This window comes from Streptomyces sp. NPDC048565 (assembly GCF_040650935.1).
GTDB lineage: Bacteria > Actinomycetota > Actinomycetes > Streptomycetales > Streptomycetaceae > Streptomyces.
This window is the reverse complement of the sequence record NZ_JBEZIH010000055.1, coordinates 1-18,605: the sequence shown is the minus strand read 5'-3', so window position 1 is coordinate 18,605 and position 18,605 is coordinate 1. Positions and strand designations below refer to the sequence as shown.

Sequence of the window (18,605 nt, the reverse complement as noted above, 5' to 3'; positions counted from 1 at the left end):
AGGACCCGCAGGAGGTCGAACTCCTTTGCGGTGAGCTGGAGTTCCTCGTCACCCATCCACGCACGGTGGGACTCGACGTCGATCCTGACGCCGTGCTGCCGAACGAGCCGCTGCGGCGTTCGACCTCAAGCGCACCGTGTCCCGCGAAATGGGCAGGCAGAACGAGCGCGTTGGAGTCAGCGGCCCAGCCGAGGATCTCGTGGCGGGTCTTGCGGGCGGCCTCCGGGTCCTCGCAGAAGCAGCTGTTGTGGTCGGGCTGCATGACCTGGAAGGGGGAGTGCATCAGGTCGCCGGCGAAGACCGCGCGCTCGGAACCGGACGCCAGCTTCACGATGCTCGATCCCGGTGTGTGGCCGGGCGTGGCCTCCAGCCTCAGATTGCCGTCGATCACGTGACCCGTCTCCCAGAGCTGGACCTGGCCCGCCGCGTGCACCGGAGCGACGCTGTCCTCGAAGACGTTCTGGTTGACCCCGCCGGCGATCTTCGGGTTGTTGGCCGGGTTCCAGAACTCGAAGTCGGCCTCGGGCATCAGGTAGGTGGCGTTGCGGAAGGTCGGCACCCAGTACTGGCCCTCCAGGCGGGTGTTCCAGCCGACGTGGTCGGCGTGCAGATGGGTGTTGACCACGATGTCGACGTCGTCGGGGTCCACGCCTGCCCGCTGGAGGTTGCCGAGGAAGTCCAGCTCCAGGTGCCCCCAGGACGGAACGTACGGCCGCTCCTTGTGGTTGCCGACCCCGGTGTCGATCAGTATGGTCCTGCCCTCGCTGCGCAGGACCCACGTCTGTACGGCGACCTCGCAGATGTCGGTCTCCGCGTTGAGGAAGTCCGGTACGAGCGTGGACTGTTGCTCGTCCCAGTGCTCCTTCGGCGAGCCGGGGAAGAACACGTCCGGGGTCATGCCGATGGGTCCGTGCATCTCCTCGACGCGGGTCACTTCGACGTCGCCGAGAGTAATGTCGCTCATGGTGTGTGCTCCTGTGTAGTTGACGGGTCGGGTGTTACAGGTGCCCGCGGCGCAGGTGGGCGCGGAGCGGGTCGGGATCGGTGGCGGAGTTGTAGGCGCGCTGAAGACGGTCACGTCGTTGCCGTGCACGGCGACGGAGGTGGGGCCGCCCGCAGTCCGTCGGAGGCGTCCAGGAGGGTGGCGCTGGTGCCGTCGGGCCGGATGAGCGCGACCTCGTTGGGGCCGTTGCGCCAGGGCGGATACGAACGCGGCGGACGGTTGTCGGCCTGCCGACAAGCCGTGGGTCAGCCGGTGGTGTGGGGCTCGGCGTCGTGCTGCGGCTGGGCCGCTTCCCGGGGCGCGACGGCGTGGGTGGTGACGGTGGTGTGGGCGAGCAGGGCCAGGGCTGTCGCCGAGGGGGAGCCGGGGGTGGCCGTGGCCACCACCAGGACGGGACTGTCGCCCTGCGGGCTCTGGAGCGTCTGCTGGGTGACTGTCAGGGCTCCGACCAGGGGGTGGTGCATCTCGTAGTCGGTGGTGTCGCAGGCCTGGATCCGGTGGTCGGCCCACATCGTGGCGAACTCCGGGCTGCGCATGGTCAGTTCGCCGATCAGTGCGGCCAGTTGCGGATCGTTCGGGTACCGGCCGGCTGTCAGGCGCAGGTTGCCCACTACGGTCCTGGCCTTGGCGGGCCAGTCGGTGTAGAGGTCGCGGGTGTGGGCGTCGAGGAACACCAGCTTGGCCATGTTGGGTCGTCGGCCCGGGTCGTCGGGACTGCTCGGATCGAGATGGCCGGCGAACAGAGCGTGGCCCTGACGGTTCCAGGCCAGGACATCGCTGCGGCGGCCCATGACGATGACGGGTGTGCCGCCGATGGCTGCCAGCAGGGCGCGGGTGGCCGGGGTGATGCGTTCGGCCCGCGGTCGGCCCGCGGATCGGCCTCCTTTCGGTGCACGGGCCAGGGTGTGCAGATGCGCACGCTCGGACTCGTCCAGTCGCAGGGCTCTCGCGATGGCGTCGAGTACCTCGGGGGAGGCGTTGCGCGACTGACCCTGCTCCAGGCGGGTGTAGTAGGGAGCGCTGATGCCCGCGAGCATCGCGAGCTCCTCCCGCCGTAATCCCGGCACCCGGCGCCGCTCGCCGTAGGTCGGCAGCCCGACGTCCTCGGGACGCAACTGGGCTCGGCGTGCCTGGAGGAAGTCGGCGAGTTGCCCGTGCTTGTTCATGGTGATGAGTATGGGCACCCGCCGCGATCCGTACCTCACCCTGCTGGGGTAGGTAACCGCAGGGTCTGGCCGACACCGGCCCGGGACCCCAGGATGAGCCGCATGCCTCTTACCTCTCCTCGCTCACAGCAGGAATCCACGAGTGCCGCCCCCGACCCGCATACCTCGGACCCACAGCATCCGCTCGCCGGGCTCGACCTGGCTCCATACGCGTTCACCCGGCGGTGCTGGGTGGACGCGACACCGGACTCGCTCTACCGCCTCATCAGCGATGTGGCACTGATCGAAACGTGGAGTCCCAGCGCCAAGGCGGTGAGCTACGCACCGGGCGACGGACCGTGGGTCGGCGCCCGGTTCAGCGGCCGCAACAGCCGGGACGGACGCGAATGGGTCACCCACTCCGAGGTGGTGCAGGCCGATCCGGGAACCGAGTTCGCCTTTGTCGTCGGTGGAGCCGACGACGGCATAGTGCGCTGGAGTTGGCACTTCAGCGCACAGGGCAGCGGCAGCATCGCCCAGCAGTCCTGGCAGTTGTTGCGCACCGATCCGGTCCTGGGCGACACACGCGAGGACCTCCAGGCGCTGCGCGACCACATGGCCGACAGCGCGGAGTCCACCCTGGTCGCCCTGGCGGAGTGGGTCACCGGCCACGCCGGCCCCTGATTCCTCATACCGATCGGCCGCCGCCGCAGATCCGCGCACGGCCGGGTCCTGGACGCGCTCGCGCAGCGGCACCGGGGCACGCGGCGGTTCTTCGCCTGATGGGCCGGACGCACGGTCTGAGAAAGGGAGGTCAGCGCCAGGGGATGTTCCGCCAGGGGCTGCCCTCGCTCTCCGTCAGCAGACGGTGCGCCGTGACGTTGTCCTGGTAGTAGGTGCCGTAGTCCTCGCGGTCGAACCGCAGCACCCGGCCCAGCGCGTACCCCGCGGAGAAGTCCTCCCAGGAGTCGTAGGCCGACTTGCTCAGCGCACCGGCGTACACGATGGCCTGCTCGGCCTCGTGCGGGACGCAGTACCGGGCGGAGAGCCCCCACCTGGCCAGGTTCACCGCGCGGCCGTAGTCGTAGGCGACGGTCGTGGTGACCCGGCCGTCCGGCGCCAGCAGCCCGTCGGCGCGGAAGCGGGCCTCGTACCTGACGATGCGCCGCACCAGCTCCTCGATGTTCCTGACCGTGTCATGGCTCGCCCCGATGTCCTGGGCGTGCCCGGCAGCCGTTTCGCGCCACAGATCGGCGGAGGGCTGCTCGCCGAGCCCGAGGCCGAGCTGTTCACGCACCCGCAGGACGAAGTCGGGCTCGGCCGGGCTGTTGCGCGCGTCCAGCAGCGCGTCCAGCTGTTCACGCCACCCGGCCGGGCCGGTGATGCCCCAGGACTCGCTCAGCAACTCCCGCTCGAGGGCGTACTCGCGGTAGGCGGTGCCCACCTCGTTCCAGGGCACCCCGTTGCCGACCGCCAGATGGACCCCGCACGCCAGCCCGTAGGCCAGCGGGCCGTGGAGTGCCCCGTGCCGCAGCGCGATCAGCCGGTCGCCCGCGGGGCGGTCGTTCTCCGCGTGGTAACGCAGCCACAGCGCGCGGTGCGGGGGTGTGGCGGGGAAGAGGATCTGGGCCGGTGTGCCCGTGTTGACGGACAGCAGCTGATACGGGTCCGGCCAGTCGAACTCCGCCAGCCACTTGAGGGAGACGGAGTGGAACACCCACTCCGGGTGCCACGGCGGCAGCATGCCCCGGGTCAGCACCCCACGGCAGCTCCGGCCGGCCTCGTCCCGGTGCGAACGCCACGTGATCATGTCGGGTGCCGCGTCCACCTCGGCCTTCGGCGCGAGGATGTAGAGATCCTCGCCGGCCAGCACACGCAGCTGGGCCTCGAAGTCGCCGCGCACTCCCGCCTCGTGCAACTGGTGCTCCGTCACCGAGGGAGAGATCCAGGGGGCGGCGTGGGCAGGGGTGCCCCAGGGCAGTGAATTCATGACCAGGCGAGGTTCCGGTAGGGGCTTTCGGGGTCCTGCGTCAGAAGGCGGTGCTGGGTGAGCGACTGTGCGTACTTCGCCCCTGACGGGTCGTCCGCGTCGAAGTGCATGACGCGGGCCAGTGAGTAACCGAGGGAGAGCTCCGCCCAGGAGCCGTACGCCTGACGGGCCTGGGCGCCGATCCGCAGCACGGCCTGCTCGGCCTCCACCGGATCGCAGAGCCGGGCAGCCAGCGCGAGCCGCACGAGGTTGACCGCCCGCCCGTGGTCGAAGGCCGCCAGGGTGTCGACCCGTTCGCCGGCGCCGAGGACGCCGTCCGCGCGGAACCGGTCCTCGTACGTGACGGCCAGTCGCAGTGCCTCATGGGCGTCGGCCGCCTCCTCGGGTGTGGAGCGGTGGCGCGCCAGCGCGTCGGTGAGCGCGGCCGACCACTCGGGGGCCGTCGGGGTGCGGCCCAGCCGTCCGGCCAGGCTCTGCCGGATCCGGAGCACCGACTCGTACGTACGGCCCACGAGACGGGCGGCCAGCAGTGATTCGAGCGTCTCCCGGTAGGTGGCGCGGTTGTACACGCCCCAGGGGTTACGGAGCCGGAGGCGATCCGTCGCGTACCCCTCGTAGGCGGCGCCCAGGTCGTTCCAGACGAGGCCGTTGTGCACGGCGAGATGGGCGCCGATGGCCAGACCGTGTGCGGCCGGCCCGTGCAGCGGACCGGTCCCGAGGGTCAGCAGCCGGCCGGCCCGGGGCCCGCCGGACCTGGCCTGTTCCTTCGCCCAGGCGCGGCGTTTCCCGGGCCCCGCCTCAAGCGTGACGGCGTACGGTGTGCCCGGATCGACCGCCAGCCACCGGGCTCCGGGGGGCCAGCGGCGTGCGAGGTCGTCTAGACCGATCGCCTCGAACACCCAGTCCGGGTGCCAGGGAGGCAGCGCCCCGGACGTCAGCACCGTGACACACATCCGGCCCGGCGTCGCTGGATCGGGCTGTGCGGGGAGCGGGGGAGTGAAGCCGGGAGTGTCCGCGTGGAGCCGGGCGACGAGCACGAAGAGCCTGCTCCCGGCCAAGGCCTTCAGGATCGCGCCCCGGTCGCCCGCCACCGCCGCTTCGTGCAGCAGACGTTCCGTCCCGGTCGGCGGGACGTGCCCCGCATCCGGCCTGCGCCGTGCCTCGGCCTCCTGCGCCCAGGCCCCCGTCGTTCCCGTCGTGCCCGTCCCCTTCGTCACGGTCGAATCCTACGGAACGCCCACGGTGGCCGGGGCGGCGGCCCGGCAGCCGGTGCTACGCGAGCGGGCCCGCGGACGGCGGCCTGGCCGGGTACACGGCCAGGGAGAACGAGTGTCCCGCCGGGTCGGTGTAGACGCGGACATCGCGGGGGCCGCTGTTGCTGTCGCCCGTGTCCACCGGCCGCGCGCCGAGGCCTATCGCCTCCCGCTCGGCCTCGTCCATGTCCCCCGGATCCACCAGGACGCGCAGATGCGCCTGTTGGGAGTCCTCCGGGCGGGGCCAGCTCGGAGGCGCGTAGCCGTGATCGCGGCGGACGGCCAGGTGCACACCGGTGTTCCCGACGATCTCGACGAAGTCGGGATCGCTCCCGCTCCGTGTCTCACCGCCGAGGAGTTTCGCGTAGAAGTCCGCGAGCTCAAGCGGCTCGCCGCAGTCCAGGACCAGAACACTCGTTTTCGCGACAGTCATGTCTCCCCGGCTACCCGCGATGCGGCCGTACAGGCGGATGAGGGCTGACGGGGTCCGGCGGCCCGCCGCGCGGCGCGCCCGGGGCGTGGATCGCGGAGCCGCGTCCTAAGGTGCGGGACATGGCAGAGAGCACGGAGCACCGGGACACCGGCACGCCCGGACCGGGCCCCTCCGATCCCCGTCGCTGGCGTGCCCTCGCCGTCTGTCTCGTCGCGGGCTTCATGACGCTGCTCGACGTCTCCATCGTCAATGTGGCGCTGCCGTCCATCAAGGAGGGCCTCGACACCCCGGAGTCCGACCTCCAGTGGGTGCTGTCCGGCTACGCCCTCGCCTTCGGCCTCATCCTCATCCCCGGGGGCCGCCTCGGCGACGCGCGCGGGCGGCGCGCGGTGTTCATGGCGGGGCTGACCCTCTTCATCCTGGCCTCCGCCGCCTGCGGGGCCGCCCAGTCCAGCCTCTGGCTCGTCATCGCCCGGCTCCTCCAGGGCGCGGCAGGCGGACTGCTCTCACCGCAGATCTCCGCACTGATCCAGCAGATGTTCTCGGGACGCGAGCGGGGCCGCGCCTTCGGTATGTTCGGCACCGTGGTCGGCATCTCCACCGCCGTCGGCCCGCTCCTGGGCGGTCTGCTGATCCAGGTGGCCGGGGCGCGGGAGGGCTGGCGGTGGGTGTTCTACGTCAACCTGCCGATCGGCGCCGTCTGTCTCCTGCTGGCCAGGCGGCTGCTCCCCGACACCCCGTCGGCGGGCCGGGTGCGCCCGCGCGACCTGGACCCTGTCGGTGTCCTGCTGCTCGGGGCGGGGGTACTCGCCCTGCTGCTGCCGTTCGTCCAGGCCCAGCAGTGGCCGGGCAACGGGAAATGGCTGCTGGTCGTGGTGGCCGCGGTCCTGCTCGCGGCGTTCGTCGCCTGGGAGTCCCGCTGCACGCGCGGGGCTTTCCAGCCGGTGCTGAGCCTGTCGCTCTTCCGGCTCCGGACCTTCTGGCTGGGCTGTCTGATGATCCTGCTGTACTTCGCGGGCTTCACCTCGATCTTCTTCATCAGCACGCTCTACCTGCAGTCCGGGTTGCAGTACAGCGCCCTGGAGGCCGGCCTCGCGATCACCCCGTTCGCCCTGGGCGCCGGTGCGTCGGCGAGCATCGGGGGCCGGCTGGTCGGCCGCTTCGGCCGGCCCCTCATCGTCGTGGGGCTCGCCATGGTCGCCGTCGGTCTCGGGTTCACCGCGATGGCCGCCCATCTGGTGCCGGGCAGGGGCGCGGGGTTCGCGATGGCGGCGCCGCTGCTGCTGGCCGGCCTGGGCAGCGGCCTGGTCATCGCGCCCAACCAGACCCTCACCCTCTCCGAGGTCCCGGTCGACAACGCGGGCAGCGCCGGCGGCACCCTCCAGACCAGCCAGCGCGTCGGCTCGTCCATCGGCATCGCCGCGGTGGGCTCGGTCTTCTTCGCCCGGCTGGGCCCCGGCGACTGGGCGGGGGCCTACGACCACGGGCTGCTCGTCTCGGTCGCGTTCGTCGTCGCGGGCCTGATCGTGGCGCTGGCCGATGTCGCGGCGGGCAGGCGGGGAAAGAGACGTATCCAGAGATCCGATACCACCGACGCCCCGAGGGGGACACCATGAGCGACACCGAGGACCGGGAGCAGGACGGGAACACCGCGTACGGCCACAAGCCCTTCAAGCGCTCCCGCAGCCACTTCGCCGACCGGATCACCGCCGACGGACGGGACGGCTGGCCCGTCGAGGCAGGGCGCTACCGCCTGGTCGTCAGCAGGGCCTGCCCCTGGGCGAGCCGGGCCCTGGTCTCCCGCCGGCTGCTCGGTCTGGAGAGCGCGCTCTCGCTGGCCGTCGCCGACCCCGTCCAGGACGACCGCAGCTGGCGCTTCACCCTCGACGAGGACGGCAAGGACCCGGTGCTCGGCATCGGCTTTCTGAGCGAGGCCTACGACGCACGGGAGACCGGCTACCCGGGCGGGGTCAGCGTGCCCGCGATCGTCGACGTACCGACCCGTTCGCTGGTCACCAACGACTACCAGCAGATCACCCTGGACCTGGCCACCGAGTGGACAGCCCTGCACCGCCCCGGAGCCCCCGATCTCTACCCCGAGCCGCTGCGCGACGAGATCGACACGGTGATGGACGGCGTCTACCGGGACGTCAACAACGGTGTCTACCGCGCCGGATTCGCCGCCGGCCAGGGCGAGTACGAAGCGGCGTACACCGATGTGTTCCGCCGCCTCGACCTGGTGTCCGAACGCCTCGCCGGACAGCGCTACCTGGTCGGTGACACGATCACCGAGGCGGACATCCGGCTGTTCACGACGCTGGTGCGCTTCGACGCCGTCTACCACGGGCACTTCAAGTGCAACCGCTCGAAGCTCACCGAGGACCCCGTCCTGTGGGCGTACGTGCGCGACCTTTACCAGACCCCGGGCTTCGGCGACACCGTCGACTTCGACCACATCAAGCGGCATTACTACCAGGTGCACACCGGCATCAACCCGACCGGCATCGTGCCGCTCGGCCCCGACCTGTCGGGCTGGACCGCACCGCACCACAGGGAGCAGCTGGGCGGACGCCCCTTCGGCGACGGCACCCCGCCAGGACCGGTGCCGCCCGGCGAGGAGGTCCCGGCGCGAGGCCGCCCCTGACCGGGCCCGGTCACGTCACGCGGGGCGGCGCCCCGTGCCCGGTCACTTCACCCGGGACGGCGCCGTGTTCGCGCTCGCCAGCGGGGAGCGGGCGAGGACGACACAGCCGACGGCGATCAGGACCAGCCCGATCAGCTGGGGCAGCACCCACCAGCCGGTCCGCAGCTCCTCGCCGAACAGCGTCACCCCGTAGGTGATGCTGATCAGCGCGTCCCCCAGCGTCAGCATCGGCTGCACCGCCACCAGCGAGCCGGCCTGGAGCGCGTTCTGGAGGAGGAACAGCGCGCCCACGCCGGCCACCGCGGTGCCGTACAGCTGCCACGCCGTCAGCAGGCTGCTCACGCCGCCGCTGTCCAGCCGCGCCATGGCGTCCTTCATGAGGGCGGCGGTCAGGGCGTAACCGCACGCCGCGGCCAGTCCGAGCAGGGCGGCCCGGGTGTTGCCCGAGGTGCTGAGCGCCGAGCCGATGAGTACGGCCAGGAAGATCCCGGTCGCCACCAGTGCCGGGATCCAGGCCACCCCCCTGACCTGGTCGCTGCCGCCGACCGGCGCCGCGGAAGCCATGCCGAGGGCCAGGCCCAGCGTCACGGCCGCCACCCCGGCCCAGACGGTGCGCGGCACCCCGACCCGCATCACGAACCCGGCGACGAGCAGCGTCGCGGGCAGCTCGATCACGAAGATCGGCTGGACCACGGCGATGGGGCCCGTGGCCAGCGCCACCGCCTGGCAGACAGCGGCGACGATCACCAGACCGATGCCGGCCAGCCACACCTTCTGCCGCAGCAGATGCCCGATCAGCGACAGATGCATCGCCTCGTTGTCGGGGACCTTCTGCGCGGCGCGGCGCTGCATCACGGAGGCGGTGCCGTTGCTGAGAGCGGTCAGGACGGCGAACAGGACACTGATCACCGCCCCATCATGGGGCCCGGCACCATCCGGTTCGTGTTGCCGCGCCCCCGCGCGAGTGTCGCTCGCTCAAGCCCGATGCCACCTGGCCCGCGTATTCTGCGGACCATGGCCGCCAGAAACGCTCCCGTGCTCTCCACCCGCGCTCTCAACAGGGCAACGCTGGAACGCCAGTTGCTGCTCCGACGCACCCCGGTGCCGGTGAAGGACACCGTCGCCCACCTGATCGGTCTCCAGGCGCAGAACACCCGGCCGCCGTACTTCCAGCTCTACTCCCGGCTGGAAGGCTTCGACCCGGCCGAGCTCTCGGCACTGATGGAGTCACGCGAGGTGGTCAGGATCGTCAGCCTGCGCTCCACCATCCACACCCACACCGCCGATGACGCCCTCACCCTGCGCCCGCTGGTCCAGCAGGCGCGCGAGCGTGAGCTGAACATGTTCCGCGGCGGCCTCACCGGTGTGGACCTGGACCGGCTCGCCTCGCTCGCCAGGGAGCTCGTCGAGGAACGGCCGCGCACCATGAAGGAACTGCGGGAGGAGCTCCTCGTCCACTGGCCGGACGCCGACCCCCGGGCGCTGGCGGTCGCCGCCCGCTGCCGGCTGCCGCTCGTCCAGGTCACCCCGCGCGGGGTGTGGGGGCGCAGCGGGCAGGTCGCCCTCACGACCGCCGAGCACTGGCTGGACACCCCCTCACAGCCGGCGGCCTCGCCCGACGCGACCGTGCTGCGCTACCTGGGCGCCTTCGGACCTGCCTCGGTGAAGGACATGCAGATGTGGGCCGGACTCACCCGGATGCGGGAGGTCTTCGACCGCCTGCGGCCCCGGCTCGTCACCTTCCGCGACGAGAACGGCGTCGAGCTCTTCGACCTGCCCGACGCCCCACGCCCGGACGCCGACACCCCGGCCCCGCCGCGCTTCCTCCCCGAGTTCGACAACGTCCTGCTCGGCCACGCCGACCGGACCCGGGTGATCCCGCCGGCGTACAAGGGACGCAACGGCGTGGGCAACCAGGCCTACGGGACCGTCCTGGCCGACGGATTCCTCGCCGCGCTCTGGCGCCTCGACGAGACCGAGGAGACCGCGACCGTCACCGTGCAGGCCCTGGGCGACCTCGGCCTGGCCACCCGCGAGGAGATCACCCAGGAGGCCGTGGACATGCAGAAGGTGATGTCCACGGCACCCGCCCACGACGTCCGGTTCGCCACCTTCGTCGACTTCGGGGACTGACACCGACCGGTCCGGGAGTCCGGGAGTCCGGGAGAACGTCCTCAGGGCAGCAGCCCCGCGCGGCGGGCCGCCACCACCGCCTCCAGCCGGGTGTGCGCCCCCAGCTTCCGCATCGCGGACCGCAGATAGCTCTTCACCGTCTCCGGCCGCAGCCCGAGTCGTTCGGCGGCGGTCGCGTTCGTCGCGCCCGACGCGACGCAGGCGATCACATCCACCTCGCGCGGCGCCAGCCGCACCCGCCCGGCCGACGGACTCCGGTCGGCCCCCGTGGCCGAGGCCAGCCGCCCGCACACCGCGAGCAGCTCGTCGCGCAGTGCCGGGTCGACGATCCTCGGCGCCAGGGCGCGCAGCTCACGGTGAGCCTCACGGACGTCCTCCCAGGTGCCGGGGCCCGCACCAGGATCGGCGATCTGCTCCCGGGTGGCCGCCAGGAGCTGCTGCACCTCGTCACGGACGGCCAGGGCCTGCTCCACATCGCGGGCCGCCGAAGCCGCCGCGTCGAACGTACGGTCCCCGAGCGTGAGCGGCTCGCGCAGCGCCCCGTACAGCACACCGCGCACAGCGCGGCGTACGACGACGGGCACCGCGACGACCGAACGCAGGCCCTCGGCGGCGACGGCGGTGTCGTACTCGTGGCTGATGTGGCGCGAGGAGCGGTAGTCCGTGACCGCGCACGGCCGTGACAGGGCGATCGCCTTGCCGCCGAGCCCGCTCCCCGCCGAGATGACGAGCCCGCGCAGTGCGGGTGTCTGCGCCCCGTTCAGCTCGGCGATCCGGGCGTGGCGGGCGTCCGACAGCAGCCCGCCGAAGACCACGGGCAGCCCGCTGGTCCGGCGCAGCCCGAGCAGGGCCGCCCGCAGTTCGGTCGCCTCACCCGGTTCAGCCACGCCGCTGATTCTCCGCCCTCCCGGCCCTACCCCCGTCCGGGGGTGGTGAGATCTGGGTCACTGTTCACATGATGTTAGGCCACGGGTTCGCGATGAGGAGGACACATGCCTGCAACGAGTGCGACGGAGACGTTCCGGGCGGCCCGGGACTTCCTGGTCGAACACCGTGAGGACTACACCGCGGCGTACGAGGGCTTCCGCTGGCCCCGTCCCGACTCCTTCAACTGGGCACTCGACTGGTTCGACGTCATCGCCCGGGACAACGACCGCACCGCCCTGCACATCGTGGAGGAGGACGGCACCCGCACCGAGGTGTCCTTCGCCCGGATGTCGGCGCGCTCCGACCGGGCCGCGAACTGGCTGCGGGAACAGGGCGTGGCCGAGGGCGACCGGATCCTGGTGATGCTCGGCAACCAGACCGAGCTGTGGGAGACCGCGCTGGCCGCGATGAAGCTGCGCGCCGTCGTCATCCCCGCGACCCCCCTGCTGGGGCCGGTCGATCTCCGCGACCGGGTCGGACGCGGCAAGGTCCGCCATGTCCTCGTACGGTCGGGGGACACCGCGAAGTTCGACGAGGTGCCCGGCGACTACACCCGGATCGCGGTCGGCGCCGAGGTTGACGGCTGGCTCTCCTACGCCGGGGCCGACGCGGCACCGGAGACCTTCACCCCGGACCGCGAGACGGACGCCGGCGAGCCCCTGATGCTCTACTTCACCTCGGGCACCACGGCCAGCCCGAAGCTCGTCGAGCACACCCATGTGTCCTACCCCGTGGGCCACCTGTCGACGATGTACTGGATCGGGCTCAAGCCCGGCGACGTCCATCTGAACATCTCGTCGCCCGGCTGGGCGAAGCACGCGTGGTCGAATCTCTTCGCGCCGTGGAGCGCCGAGGCCACCGTCTTCATCTTCAACTACACCCGGTTCGACGCCGCCCGGCTGATGGCGGAGATGGACCGGTCGGCGATCACCAGCTTCTGTGCCCCGCCGACGGTCTGGCGCATGCTCATCCAGGCCGACCTCACGCAGCTGAAGACGCCCCCGCGCGAGGTCGTCGCCGCAGGTGAACCGCTCAACCCCGAGGTCATCGAGAGCGTCAGGCGCGCCTGGGGCGTCACCATCCGCGACGGCTTCGGGCAGACGGAGACCGCCGTGCAGGTGGCCAACACACCGGGACAGCTGCTGAAGGCCGGTTCCATGGGGCGGCCGAGCCCCGGATACAAGGTCGAGCTCCTCGACCCGGTCACCGGTGAAGCGGGTGTCGCGGAGGGCGAGATCTCCCTCGACCTGTCCACGGCACCCGTCGGCCTGATGACGGGCTACCACGGGGACCCCGAGCGCACGGCCGAGTCCATGGCCGGCGGCTACTACCGCACGGGCGACATCGGCGCCAGGGACGAGGACGGCTACATCACCTATGTCGGCCGTGCCGATGACGTGTTCAAGGCCTCCGACTACAAGATCTCGCCGTTCGAGCTGGAGAGCGCCCTGCTGGAGCACGAGGCGGTCGCCGAGGCGGCGGTCGTCCCCGCCCCCGACCCGGTTCGGCTCTCCGTCCCGAAGGCGTACGTCGTGCTGGCCGAGGGCTGGGATCCGGGCGCCGACACCGCCAAGGTGCTGTTCGAGCACTCCAGGGCGGTCCTCGCCCCGTACAAGCGCATCCGCCGGCTGGAGTTCGCCGAGCTGCCCAAGACCGTCTCCGGGAAGATCCGCAGGATCGAGCTGCGTGAGCGCACCGCGCGTGGCACCGGCACCGAGTTCGACGAGGGGGACCTGCGATGAGCGACCTGTCCTACGCGCACGGCACCAGCGCGACGGAGCTGCTGGGCGACACCATCGGACGCAACCTGGACCGGGCGATCGAGGCGTACGGGCAGCGGGAGGCCCTGGTCGACGTGGTGTCCGGACGCCGCTGGACGTACGCCGAATTCGGTGCGGCCGTCGATGAGCTGGCCCGCGGACTGATGGCCTCGGGTGTGGCCAAGGGCGACCGGGTCGGTATCTGGGCGGTCAACTGCCCCGAATGGGTCCTCGTCCAGTACGCCACGGCCCGGATCGGCGCCGTCATGGTCAACATCAATCCGGCCTACCGCGCGCACGAGCTGGCGTACGTGCTGAAGCAGTCCGGGATCTCCGTCCTGGTCGCCTCGCTCGCGCACCGCACCAGCGACTACCGCGCGCTCGTCGGCCAGGTCCGTGCCGACTGTCCCGCACTGCGGTCCGTCCACTACATCGGTGACCCGTCCTGGGACGAGCTGACCGCCGCCGCCGGGTCCGTGACGGCGCGGCAGCTGGCGGAACGTGAGGCGGAGCTGTCCTGCGACGACCCGATCAACATCCAGTACACCTCAGGGACCACCGGCTTCCCCAAGGGGGCCACGCTCTCCCACCACAACATCCTCAACAACGGCTACTTCGTGGGGGAGCTGGTCGCCTACACCGAACAGGACCGGGTCTGTCTGCCCGTGCCCTTCTACCACTGCTTCGGCATGGTCATGGGGAACCTCGGTATCACCTCGCACGGCGCCTGCATCGTGATCCCCGCGCCGGCGTTCGAGCCCGCCGCCGTGCTGGCCGCCGTCCAGCAGGAGCGCTGCACCTCGCTCTACGGCGTGCCCACGATGTTCATCGCGGAGCTCGGCCTGCCCGACTTCGCCTCGTACGACCTCTCCTCGCTGCGCACCGGGATCATGGCGGGATCGCCCTGCCCGGTCGAGGTGATGAAGCGGGTCGTGGACCGGATGCACATGGAGGAGGTCTCCATCTGCTACGGCATGACGGAGACCTCGCCGGTCTCCACCCAGACCCGGCGGGACGACGACCTGGAGCGCCGCACGAGCACGACGGGCCGGGTCATGCCGCACATCGAGGTGAAGGTCGTCGACCCGGTGACGGGCGTGACGCTCCCGCGCGGTGAGTCCGGTGAACTGTGCACCCGGGGCTACAGCGTGATGCTCGGTTACTGGGACCAGCCGGAGCGGACCGCCGAAGTCATCGACGCGGGACGCTGGATGCACACCGGGGACCTCGCGACGATGCGGGAGGACGGCTACGTCCAGATCGTCGGCCGGATCAAGGACATGATCATCCGGGGTGGTGAGAACGTGTACCCGCGCGAGATCGAGGAGTTCCTCTACGGCCACCCGAAGGTCGCGGACGTCCAGGTGGTCGGGGTGCCGGACGAGCGGTACGGCGAGGAGATCCTGGCCTGTGTCATCCCGCGCGACCCGGCCGACCCGCCGACGCTCGACGAGCTGACGGTGTACTGCGGCGAGCAGTTGGCGCACTACAAGATCCCGCGCGCGCTGCGCATCCTGGAGGCGTTCCCGATGACCGTCAGCGGCAAGGTCAGGAAGATCGAACTGCGGGAGGGGTACGGGGAGCCGGTCAGGCCGCCTCTATGACGCCGGCGCCTATGCCCTGGGTCGCCGCCGCCCACTCGATGAGCAGCACCTCGTACTCCGCGGCCTCCGTCGGCGTCCAGTCCTTGCCTGCCCGTGAGTCGACGAGCGCGCGGATCGCGTCGTTGGCCTCGACGACGGACGGGTGGACGGGCTGAGTCAGGAATACGGGGGCGGAGTGGGTGGAAAGTCGAGGATTTAAGACCATGCCTTCACTCTACGTCCTCATACTGACAACAGCTCGAACATATGCGGCTGGCAGGGCACAGGTGACCGAAATCATTCGACGGGGGCCGGGCCGACGCTGACCAGTTCGTCGGCGGGGCCGTTCACGGGTTGCGGTGTGCCGGTGAGGTCGAGGACGAACAGCGGGATGGCGAGGCCGTCCGCGCGTGAGCGGGCCTCGTCGGTGTAGCCGGCCAGTGAGAACAGCACGCTGGACACCGAGGTGTTGAGGGCGTTCAGCCAGAGGCATTCGACGTCACGCAGGGCCGTCGGCCGCGTGGTCGCGTCGACCTGGGCGATGATCCCGGTGGCCCTGAGGTCGATCCGGGAGCTGGGGCGTACCTCGGGCTGGATGACGTCGCGGAAGCCCAGCCATCTCAGATAGAGCGCCGCGGTGTTCACCGCGTCGCGGGCCGTCCGTATCACCAGGGGCCTGAACGACGGTCGGGGATGCGCGGCGGTGCGCGGCAGCGGTATGTGGGACGGGCCCGGGGAACCGCCCCCGGTGGGAGGCGGCGTGGCCACCGGGCGCACGGGGATCCGCAGCACCGCGCCGCAGGGGCAGCAGAGTTCGGGGTGGGGCCACTGGTCGCGGCGTCCGCAGGAGTGGCAGCGCACGCTCACCCAGTCGTCGTTCCAGGTGCGGTGCGTGATGGGTGCGGCCGGTGCTCCGCGCATCAGTGGCGGGGCGGTCGGGGATCCGCACGGGCAGGGATATACCGGCGTGATGTAGGCGTGCTCCCGATGGCAGACCGGGCAGCGCACCGGTACGGACTCCACGTGCTGCCCCTTCCTTCCGCCCGGTGGCGGTGGCTGCGTTCCGTATCTCCATCGTCCACCAGGAGCGACGCTCAGGGGAGGGAATCGGCCACTTCGCGCCCTCCCTTGACTGCTGTCCAGGGCCGTCCTAGATTGATTTCCGTATAGCAGAACTAATTTTCCGTAATGCGGAATTGGTGCTCTCAGGTGGCGCGACAGAGCCCGACTCCACCAGGTCCGAGCAGGAGCACTCATGCCTCGTATGACCGCTGCCCGAGCGGCAGTTGAGATCCTCAAGCGCGAAGGCGTCAGTAACGCGTTCGGTGTGCCGGGTGCGGCGATCAACCCGTTCTACGCGGCCCTCAAGGCCTCCGGCGGGGTCCAGCACACCCTCGCCCGCCACGTCGAGGGCGCCTCCCACATGGCGGAGGGCTACACCCGTGCGGCGGCGGGCAACATCGGCGTCTGCATCGGCACGTCGGGGCCCGCGGGCACCGACATGATCACCGGCCTCTACTCGGCCATCGCGGACTCCGTCCCGATCCTCTGCATCACAGGCCAGGCGCCGACCGCCGTGCTCCACAAGGAGGACTTCCAGGCCGTCGACATCGCGTCCATCGCCGCCCCGGTCACCAAGGCGGCCACCACCGTCCTGGAGGCCGCGCAGGTGCCGGGCGTCCTCCAGCAGGCCTTCCACCTGATGCGTACGGGCCGGCCGGGACCGGTCCTCGTCGATCTACCGATCGATGTGCAGCTCACCGAGATCGAGTTCGACCCCGAGCTGTACGAGCCGCTGCCCGTCCACAAGCCCGCGGCGAGCCGCAGGCAGATCGAGCGGGCCGTCGAGATGCTCAACGCGTCCGAGCGGCCGCTGCTCGTCGCCGGCGGCGGCATCATCAACGCCGACGCGTCGGCGCTCCTCGTGGAGTTCGCCGAGCTGACGGGCGTCCCGGTCGTCCCCACCCTGATGGGCTGGGGCATCCTTCCCGACGACCACGACCTCAACGCGGGCATGGTCGGCCTCCAGACCTCGCACCGCTACGGCAACGCGAACTTCCTGGAGTCCGACTTCGTCCTCGGCATCGGCAACCGCTGGGCCAACCGTCACACCGGCAAGCTGGACGTCTACACCGAGGGCCGCACCTTCGTCCACGTCGACATCGAGCCCACCCAGCTGGGCAAGATCTTCGCCCCGGACCTCGGGATCGCCTCCGACGCGAAGGCCGCTCTCGAGCTCTTCGTCGAGGTGGCCCGCGAGCTGAAGACCGAGGGGAAGCTGAAGGACCGCTCGGGGTGGGCGGCGTCCACGCAGGAACGCCGGGCGACCCTCCAGCGCCGTACGCACTTCGACGACGTGCCGCTGAAGCCGCAGCGGGTGTACGAGGAGATGAACCGGGCGTTCGGCCCCGAGACCCGGTACGTGACGACGATCGGCCTCTCCCAGATCGCCGGCGCGCAGATGCTGCACGTCCACCGGCCGCGCCACTGGATCAACTGCGGCCAGGCCGGGCCGCTGGGCTGGACGATCCCCGCCGCGCTGGGCGTCGCCACGGCCGACCCGGACGGCTCGGTGGTCGGGCTCTCCGGCGACTACGACTTCCAGTTCATGCTGGAGGAGCTCGCAGTCGGCGCGCAGCACCGCATCCCGTACGTCCACGTGCTGGTGAACAACTCCTACCTGGGGCTCATCCGGCAGGCGCAGCGGAACTTCGACATCGACTTCCAGGTCAGCCTGGAGTTCGAGAACCTCAACTCCCCGGAGCTGGGCGTCTACGGTGTCGACCACGTCAAGGTCGTCGAGGGGCTGGGTTGCAGGGCGATCCGCGTCACCGAGCCCGACCAGCTGCTGCCGGCCTTCGAGGAGGCCAAGAAGCTCGCCGCCGAGCACCGGGTCCCGGTCGTCGTCGAGGCGATCCTGGAGCGGGTCACGAACATCTCGATGGGCGGGAGCGACATCGCGTCGGTCAACGAGTTCGAGGACGTGGCCACCGAGCCGGGCCACGCACCGACAGCGATCCGTCCACTGACGGTGTCCTGACCCCGTAGCCACCGCCGAACCCTTGAGCCCGGTCCGCCGGCTCCCACCAGGGAGACGACGGGCCGGGCTCCCGGCGTATGCGCCGGGCCCCGAACAGGGGCGGTGACCGGCCCCGAGCTGTGGGCACTCGGTGACCTCGGGCGCATCACGGGGCGTTCCCCGGCACACCGAAAGCCTGAGCGCCACCCGGCACGGCCGGATCGCGGCCTACCCGAAGCGGAGGCACGCCCGGATCCTGGGCTCATGGAGGACACCGACTTCCAGGCGCTTCTCGAAGGTGCCATCGCTCCGCGACCGCCCACGCCACCCGAGTGCCCGTACTGCGAACTTGTGCAGGACCGGTACCCCACCTCCTACGCCGGGCACTGGATTCTCCTGGAGCCCCGCATCAACCTCCCGGCCCACACGGTTCCTCCGCATTGCCGGTGGATCATTACCTCGACCGGGACGGCCATGAACCTGTGGGACGCGGAGCCTCTTCCCGGCGCTGTGTGCCGTATCCCGCACCGCATCGCCTGCTCGGCCCTTGAGCTGGAGGACCTCTGGCCGTGGCTGACGGCGCTGCGGCAGCACAATCACATGCGCACCCAGCGCCTGTTCGAACTGCCGGACGAGGGGCTTCCTGACGCCGGTTGACCGTTGGACGCCGTCATGAAACAGGGGCGCGGTGCACGCTGTTCGCGTGCACCGCGCC

At 70.9% G+C, this 18,605-nt stretch carries 16 protein-coding genes and 2 pseudogenes; 8 read left to right on the top strand and 10 right to left on the bottom strand.

Translation table 11 applies throughout. From position 1 onward, the window contains the following. The 3 genes and pseudogenes from AB0C75_RS35770 to AB0C75_RS35760 form a co-directional block, all read right to left on the bottom strand. Positions 1–95, bottom strand: a pseudogene (locus AB0C75_RS35770) (DNA-binding response regulator); the annotation flags it as partial. Positions 96–115: 20 nt separating this feature from the next. Next, positions 116–964 (bottom strand): annotated as a pseudogene (locus tag AB0C75_RS35765) (MBL fold metallo-hydrolase); the annotation flags it as partial. Positions 965–1,248: 284 nt separating this feature from the next. Then, the gene (locus tag AB0C75_RS35760; RefSeq protein ID WP_362896700.1) at positions 1,249–2,169 is read right to left on the bottom strand and encodes a helix-turn-helix transcriptional regulator; all 921 of its coding nucleotides are present in this window, start codon (positions 2,167–2,169) and stop codon (positions 1,249–1,251) included. A 102-nt stretch (positions 2,170–2,271) separates the two neighbouring features. Here AB0C75_RS35760 and AB0C75_RS35755 point away from each other — a divergent pair, with 102 nt between their 5' ends. Beyond that, positions 2,272–2,832 carry an SRPBCC family protein gene (locus AB0C75_RS35755; protein ID WP_362896698.1) on the top strand — a complete coding sequence of 187 codons (561 nt, stop codon included), beginning with the start codon at positions 2,272–2,274 and terminating at the stop codon, positions 2,830–2,832. Between the two features lie 130 nt (positions 2,833–2,962). On the opposite strand, the gene AB0C75_RS35750 is transcribed toward AB0C75_RS35755, so the two are convergent. From AB0C75_RS35750 to AB0C75_RS35740, 3 genes are read right to left on the bottom strand one after another with little or no spacing between them, the layout of a single operon-like run. Beyond that, on the bottom strand, positions 2,963–4,138 hold the full coding sequence (locus AB0C75_RS35750) for a DUF1266 domain-containing protein (protein WP_362896696.1): 1,176 nt from the start codon (positions 4,136–4,138) through the stop codon (positions 2,963–2,965). After that, complete coding sequence (locus tag AB0C75_RS35745; RefSeq protein WP_362896693.1) at positions 4,135–5,355, bottom strand: DUF1266 domain-containing protein; 1,221 nt, start codon at positions 5,353–5,355, stop codon at positions 4,135–4,137. The genes AB0C75_RS35750 and AB0C75_RS35745 overlap by 4 nt, the downstream gene beginning before the upstream one ends. Before the next feature lie 55 nt (positions 5,356–5,410). After that, on the bottom strand, positions 5,411–5,824 hold the full coding sequence (locus AB0C75_RS35740; RefSeq protein ID WP_362896691.1) for a VOC family protein: 414 nt from the start codon (positions 5,822–5,824) through the stop codon (positions 5,411–5,413). A gap of 119 nt (positions 5,825–5,943) precedes the next feature. On the opposite strand from AB0C75_RS35740, the gene AB0C75_RS35735 reads away from it, so the two are divergent. Then, positions 5,944–7,440, top strand: a complete 1,497-nt coding sequence (locus tag AB0C75_RS35735; RefSeq protein WP_362896689.1) for an MFS transporter — start codon at positions 5,944–5,946, stop codon at positions 7,438–7,440. Next, positions 7,437–8,468 carry a glutathione S-transferase C-terminal domain-containing protein gene (locus tag AB0C75_RS35730; protein WP_362896687.1) on the top strand — a complete coding sequence of 344 codons (1,032 nt, stop codon included), beginning with the start codon at positions 7,437–7,439 and terminating at the stop codon, positions 8,466–8,468. Before AB0C75_RS35735 ends, AB0C75_RS35730 begins: the two co-directional genes overlap by 4 nt. 42 nt (positions 8,469–8,510) lie before the next feature. On the opposite strand, the gene AB0C75_RS35725 is transcribed toward AB0C75_RS35730, so the two are convergent. Next, the gene (locus tag AB0C75_RS35725; RefSeq protein ID WP_362896685.1) at positions 8,511–9,377 is read right to left on the bottom strand and encodes a DMT family transporter; all 867 of its coding nucleotides are present in this window, start codon (positions 9,375–9,377) and stop codon (positions 8,511–8,513) included. Positions 9,378–9,482: 105 nt separating this feature from the next. On the opposite strand from AB0C75_RS35725, the gene AB0C75_RS35720 reads away from it, so the two are divergent. Then, positions 9,483–10,601, top strand: coding sequence for a winged helix DNA-binding domain-containing protein (locus AB0C75_RS35720; protein ID WP_362896683.1), 1,119 nt, complete (start codon positions 9,483–9,485; stop codon positions 10,599–10,601). Positions 10,602–10,642: 41 nt separating this feature from the next. Here the strand turns inward: AB0C75_RS35720 and AB0C75_RS35715 are convergent, their stop codons facing one another. Then, entirely contained in the window at positions 10,643–11,488 is an 846-nt protein-coding gene (locus AB0C75_RS35715; RefSeq protein WP_362896681.1) for a LuxR C-terminal-related transcriptional regulator, read from the bottom strand. A gap of 105 nt (positions 11,489–11,593) precedes the next feature. On the opposite strand from AB0C75_RS35715, the gene AB0C75_RS35710 reads away from it, so the two are divergent. Together AB0C75_RS35710 and AB0C75_RS35705 are read left to right on the top strand one after the other, a co-directional pair. Continuing rightward, positions 11,594–13,270 carry an AMP-binding protein gene (locus AB0C75_RS35710; protein WP_362896679.1) on the top strand — a complete coding sequence of 559 codons (1,677 nt, stop codon included), beginning with the start codon at positions 11,594–11,596 and terminating at the stop codon, positions 13,268–13,270. Continuing rightward, positions 13,267–14,892: an AMP-binding protein gene (locus tag AB0C75_RS35705; protein WP_362896677.1), complete on the top strand. Its 1,626-nt coding sequence runs from the start codon at positions 13,267–13,269 to the stop codon at positions 14,890–14,892. The genes AB0C75_RS35710 and AB0C75_RS35705 overlap by 4 nt, the downstream gene beginning before the upstream one ends. On the opposite strand, the gene AB0C75_RS35700 is transcribed toward AB0C75_RS35705, so the two are convergent. Both AB0C75_RS35700 and AB0C75_RS35695 read right to left on the bottom strand, forming a co-directional pair. After that, on the bottom strand, positions 14,876–15,097 hold the full coding sequence (locus AB0C75_RS35700; RefSeq protein WP_362896675.1) for a hypothetical protein: 222 nt from the start codon (positions 15,095–15,097) through the stop codon (positions 14,876–14,878). The two genes, AB0C75_RS35705 and AB0C75_RS35700, sit on opposite strands and share 17 nt — an antisense overlap. A gap of 71 nt (positions 15,098–15,168) precedes the next feature. After that, positions 15,169–15,894 (bottom strand): hypothetical protein, encoded by a 726-nt coding sequence (locus tag AB0C75_RS35695; protein ID WP_362896673.1) that lies wholly within the window; start codon positions 15,892–15,894, stop codon positions 15,169–15,171. A 232-nt stretch (positions 15,895–16,126) separates the two neighbouring features. On the opposite strand from AB0C75_RS35695, the gene gcl reads away from it, so the two are divergent. Next, positions 16,127–17,911, top strand: a complete 1,785-nt coding sequence (gcl, locus tag AB0C75_RS35690) for a glyoxylate carboligase (RefSeq protein WP_362896671.1) — start codon at positions 16,127–16,129, stop codon at positions 17,909–17,911. Between the two features lie 243 nt (positions 17,912–18,154). Beyond that, positions 18,155–18,547, top strand: coding sequence for a DUF6083 domain-containing protein (locus tag AB0C75_RS35685; protein ID WP_362896669.1), 393 nt, complete (start codon positions 18,155–18,157; stop codon positions 18,545–18,547). The last annotated feature ends 58 nt before the right edge of the window (positions 18,548–18,605 follow it).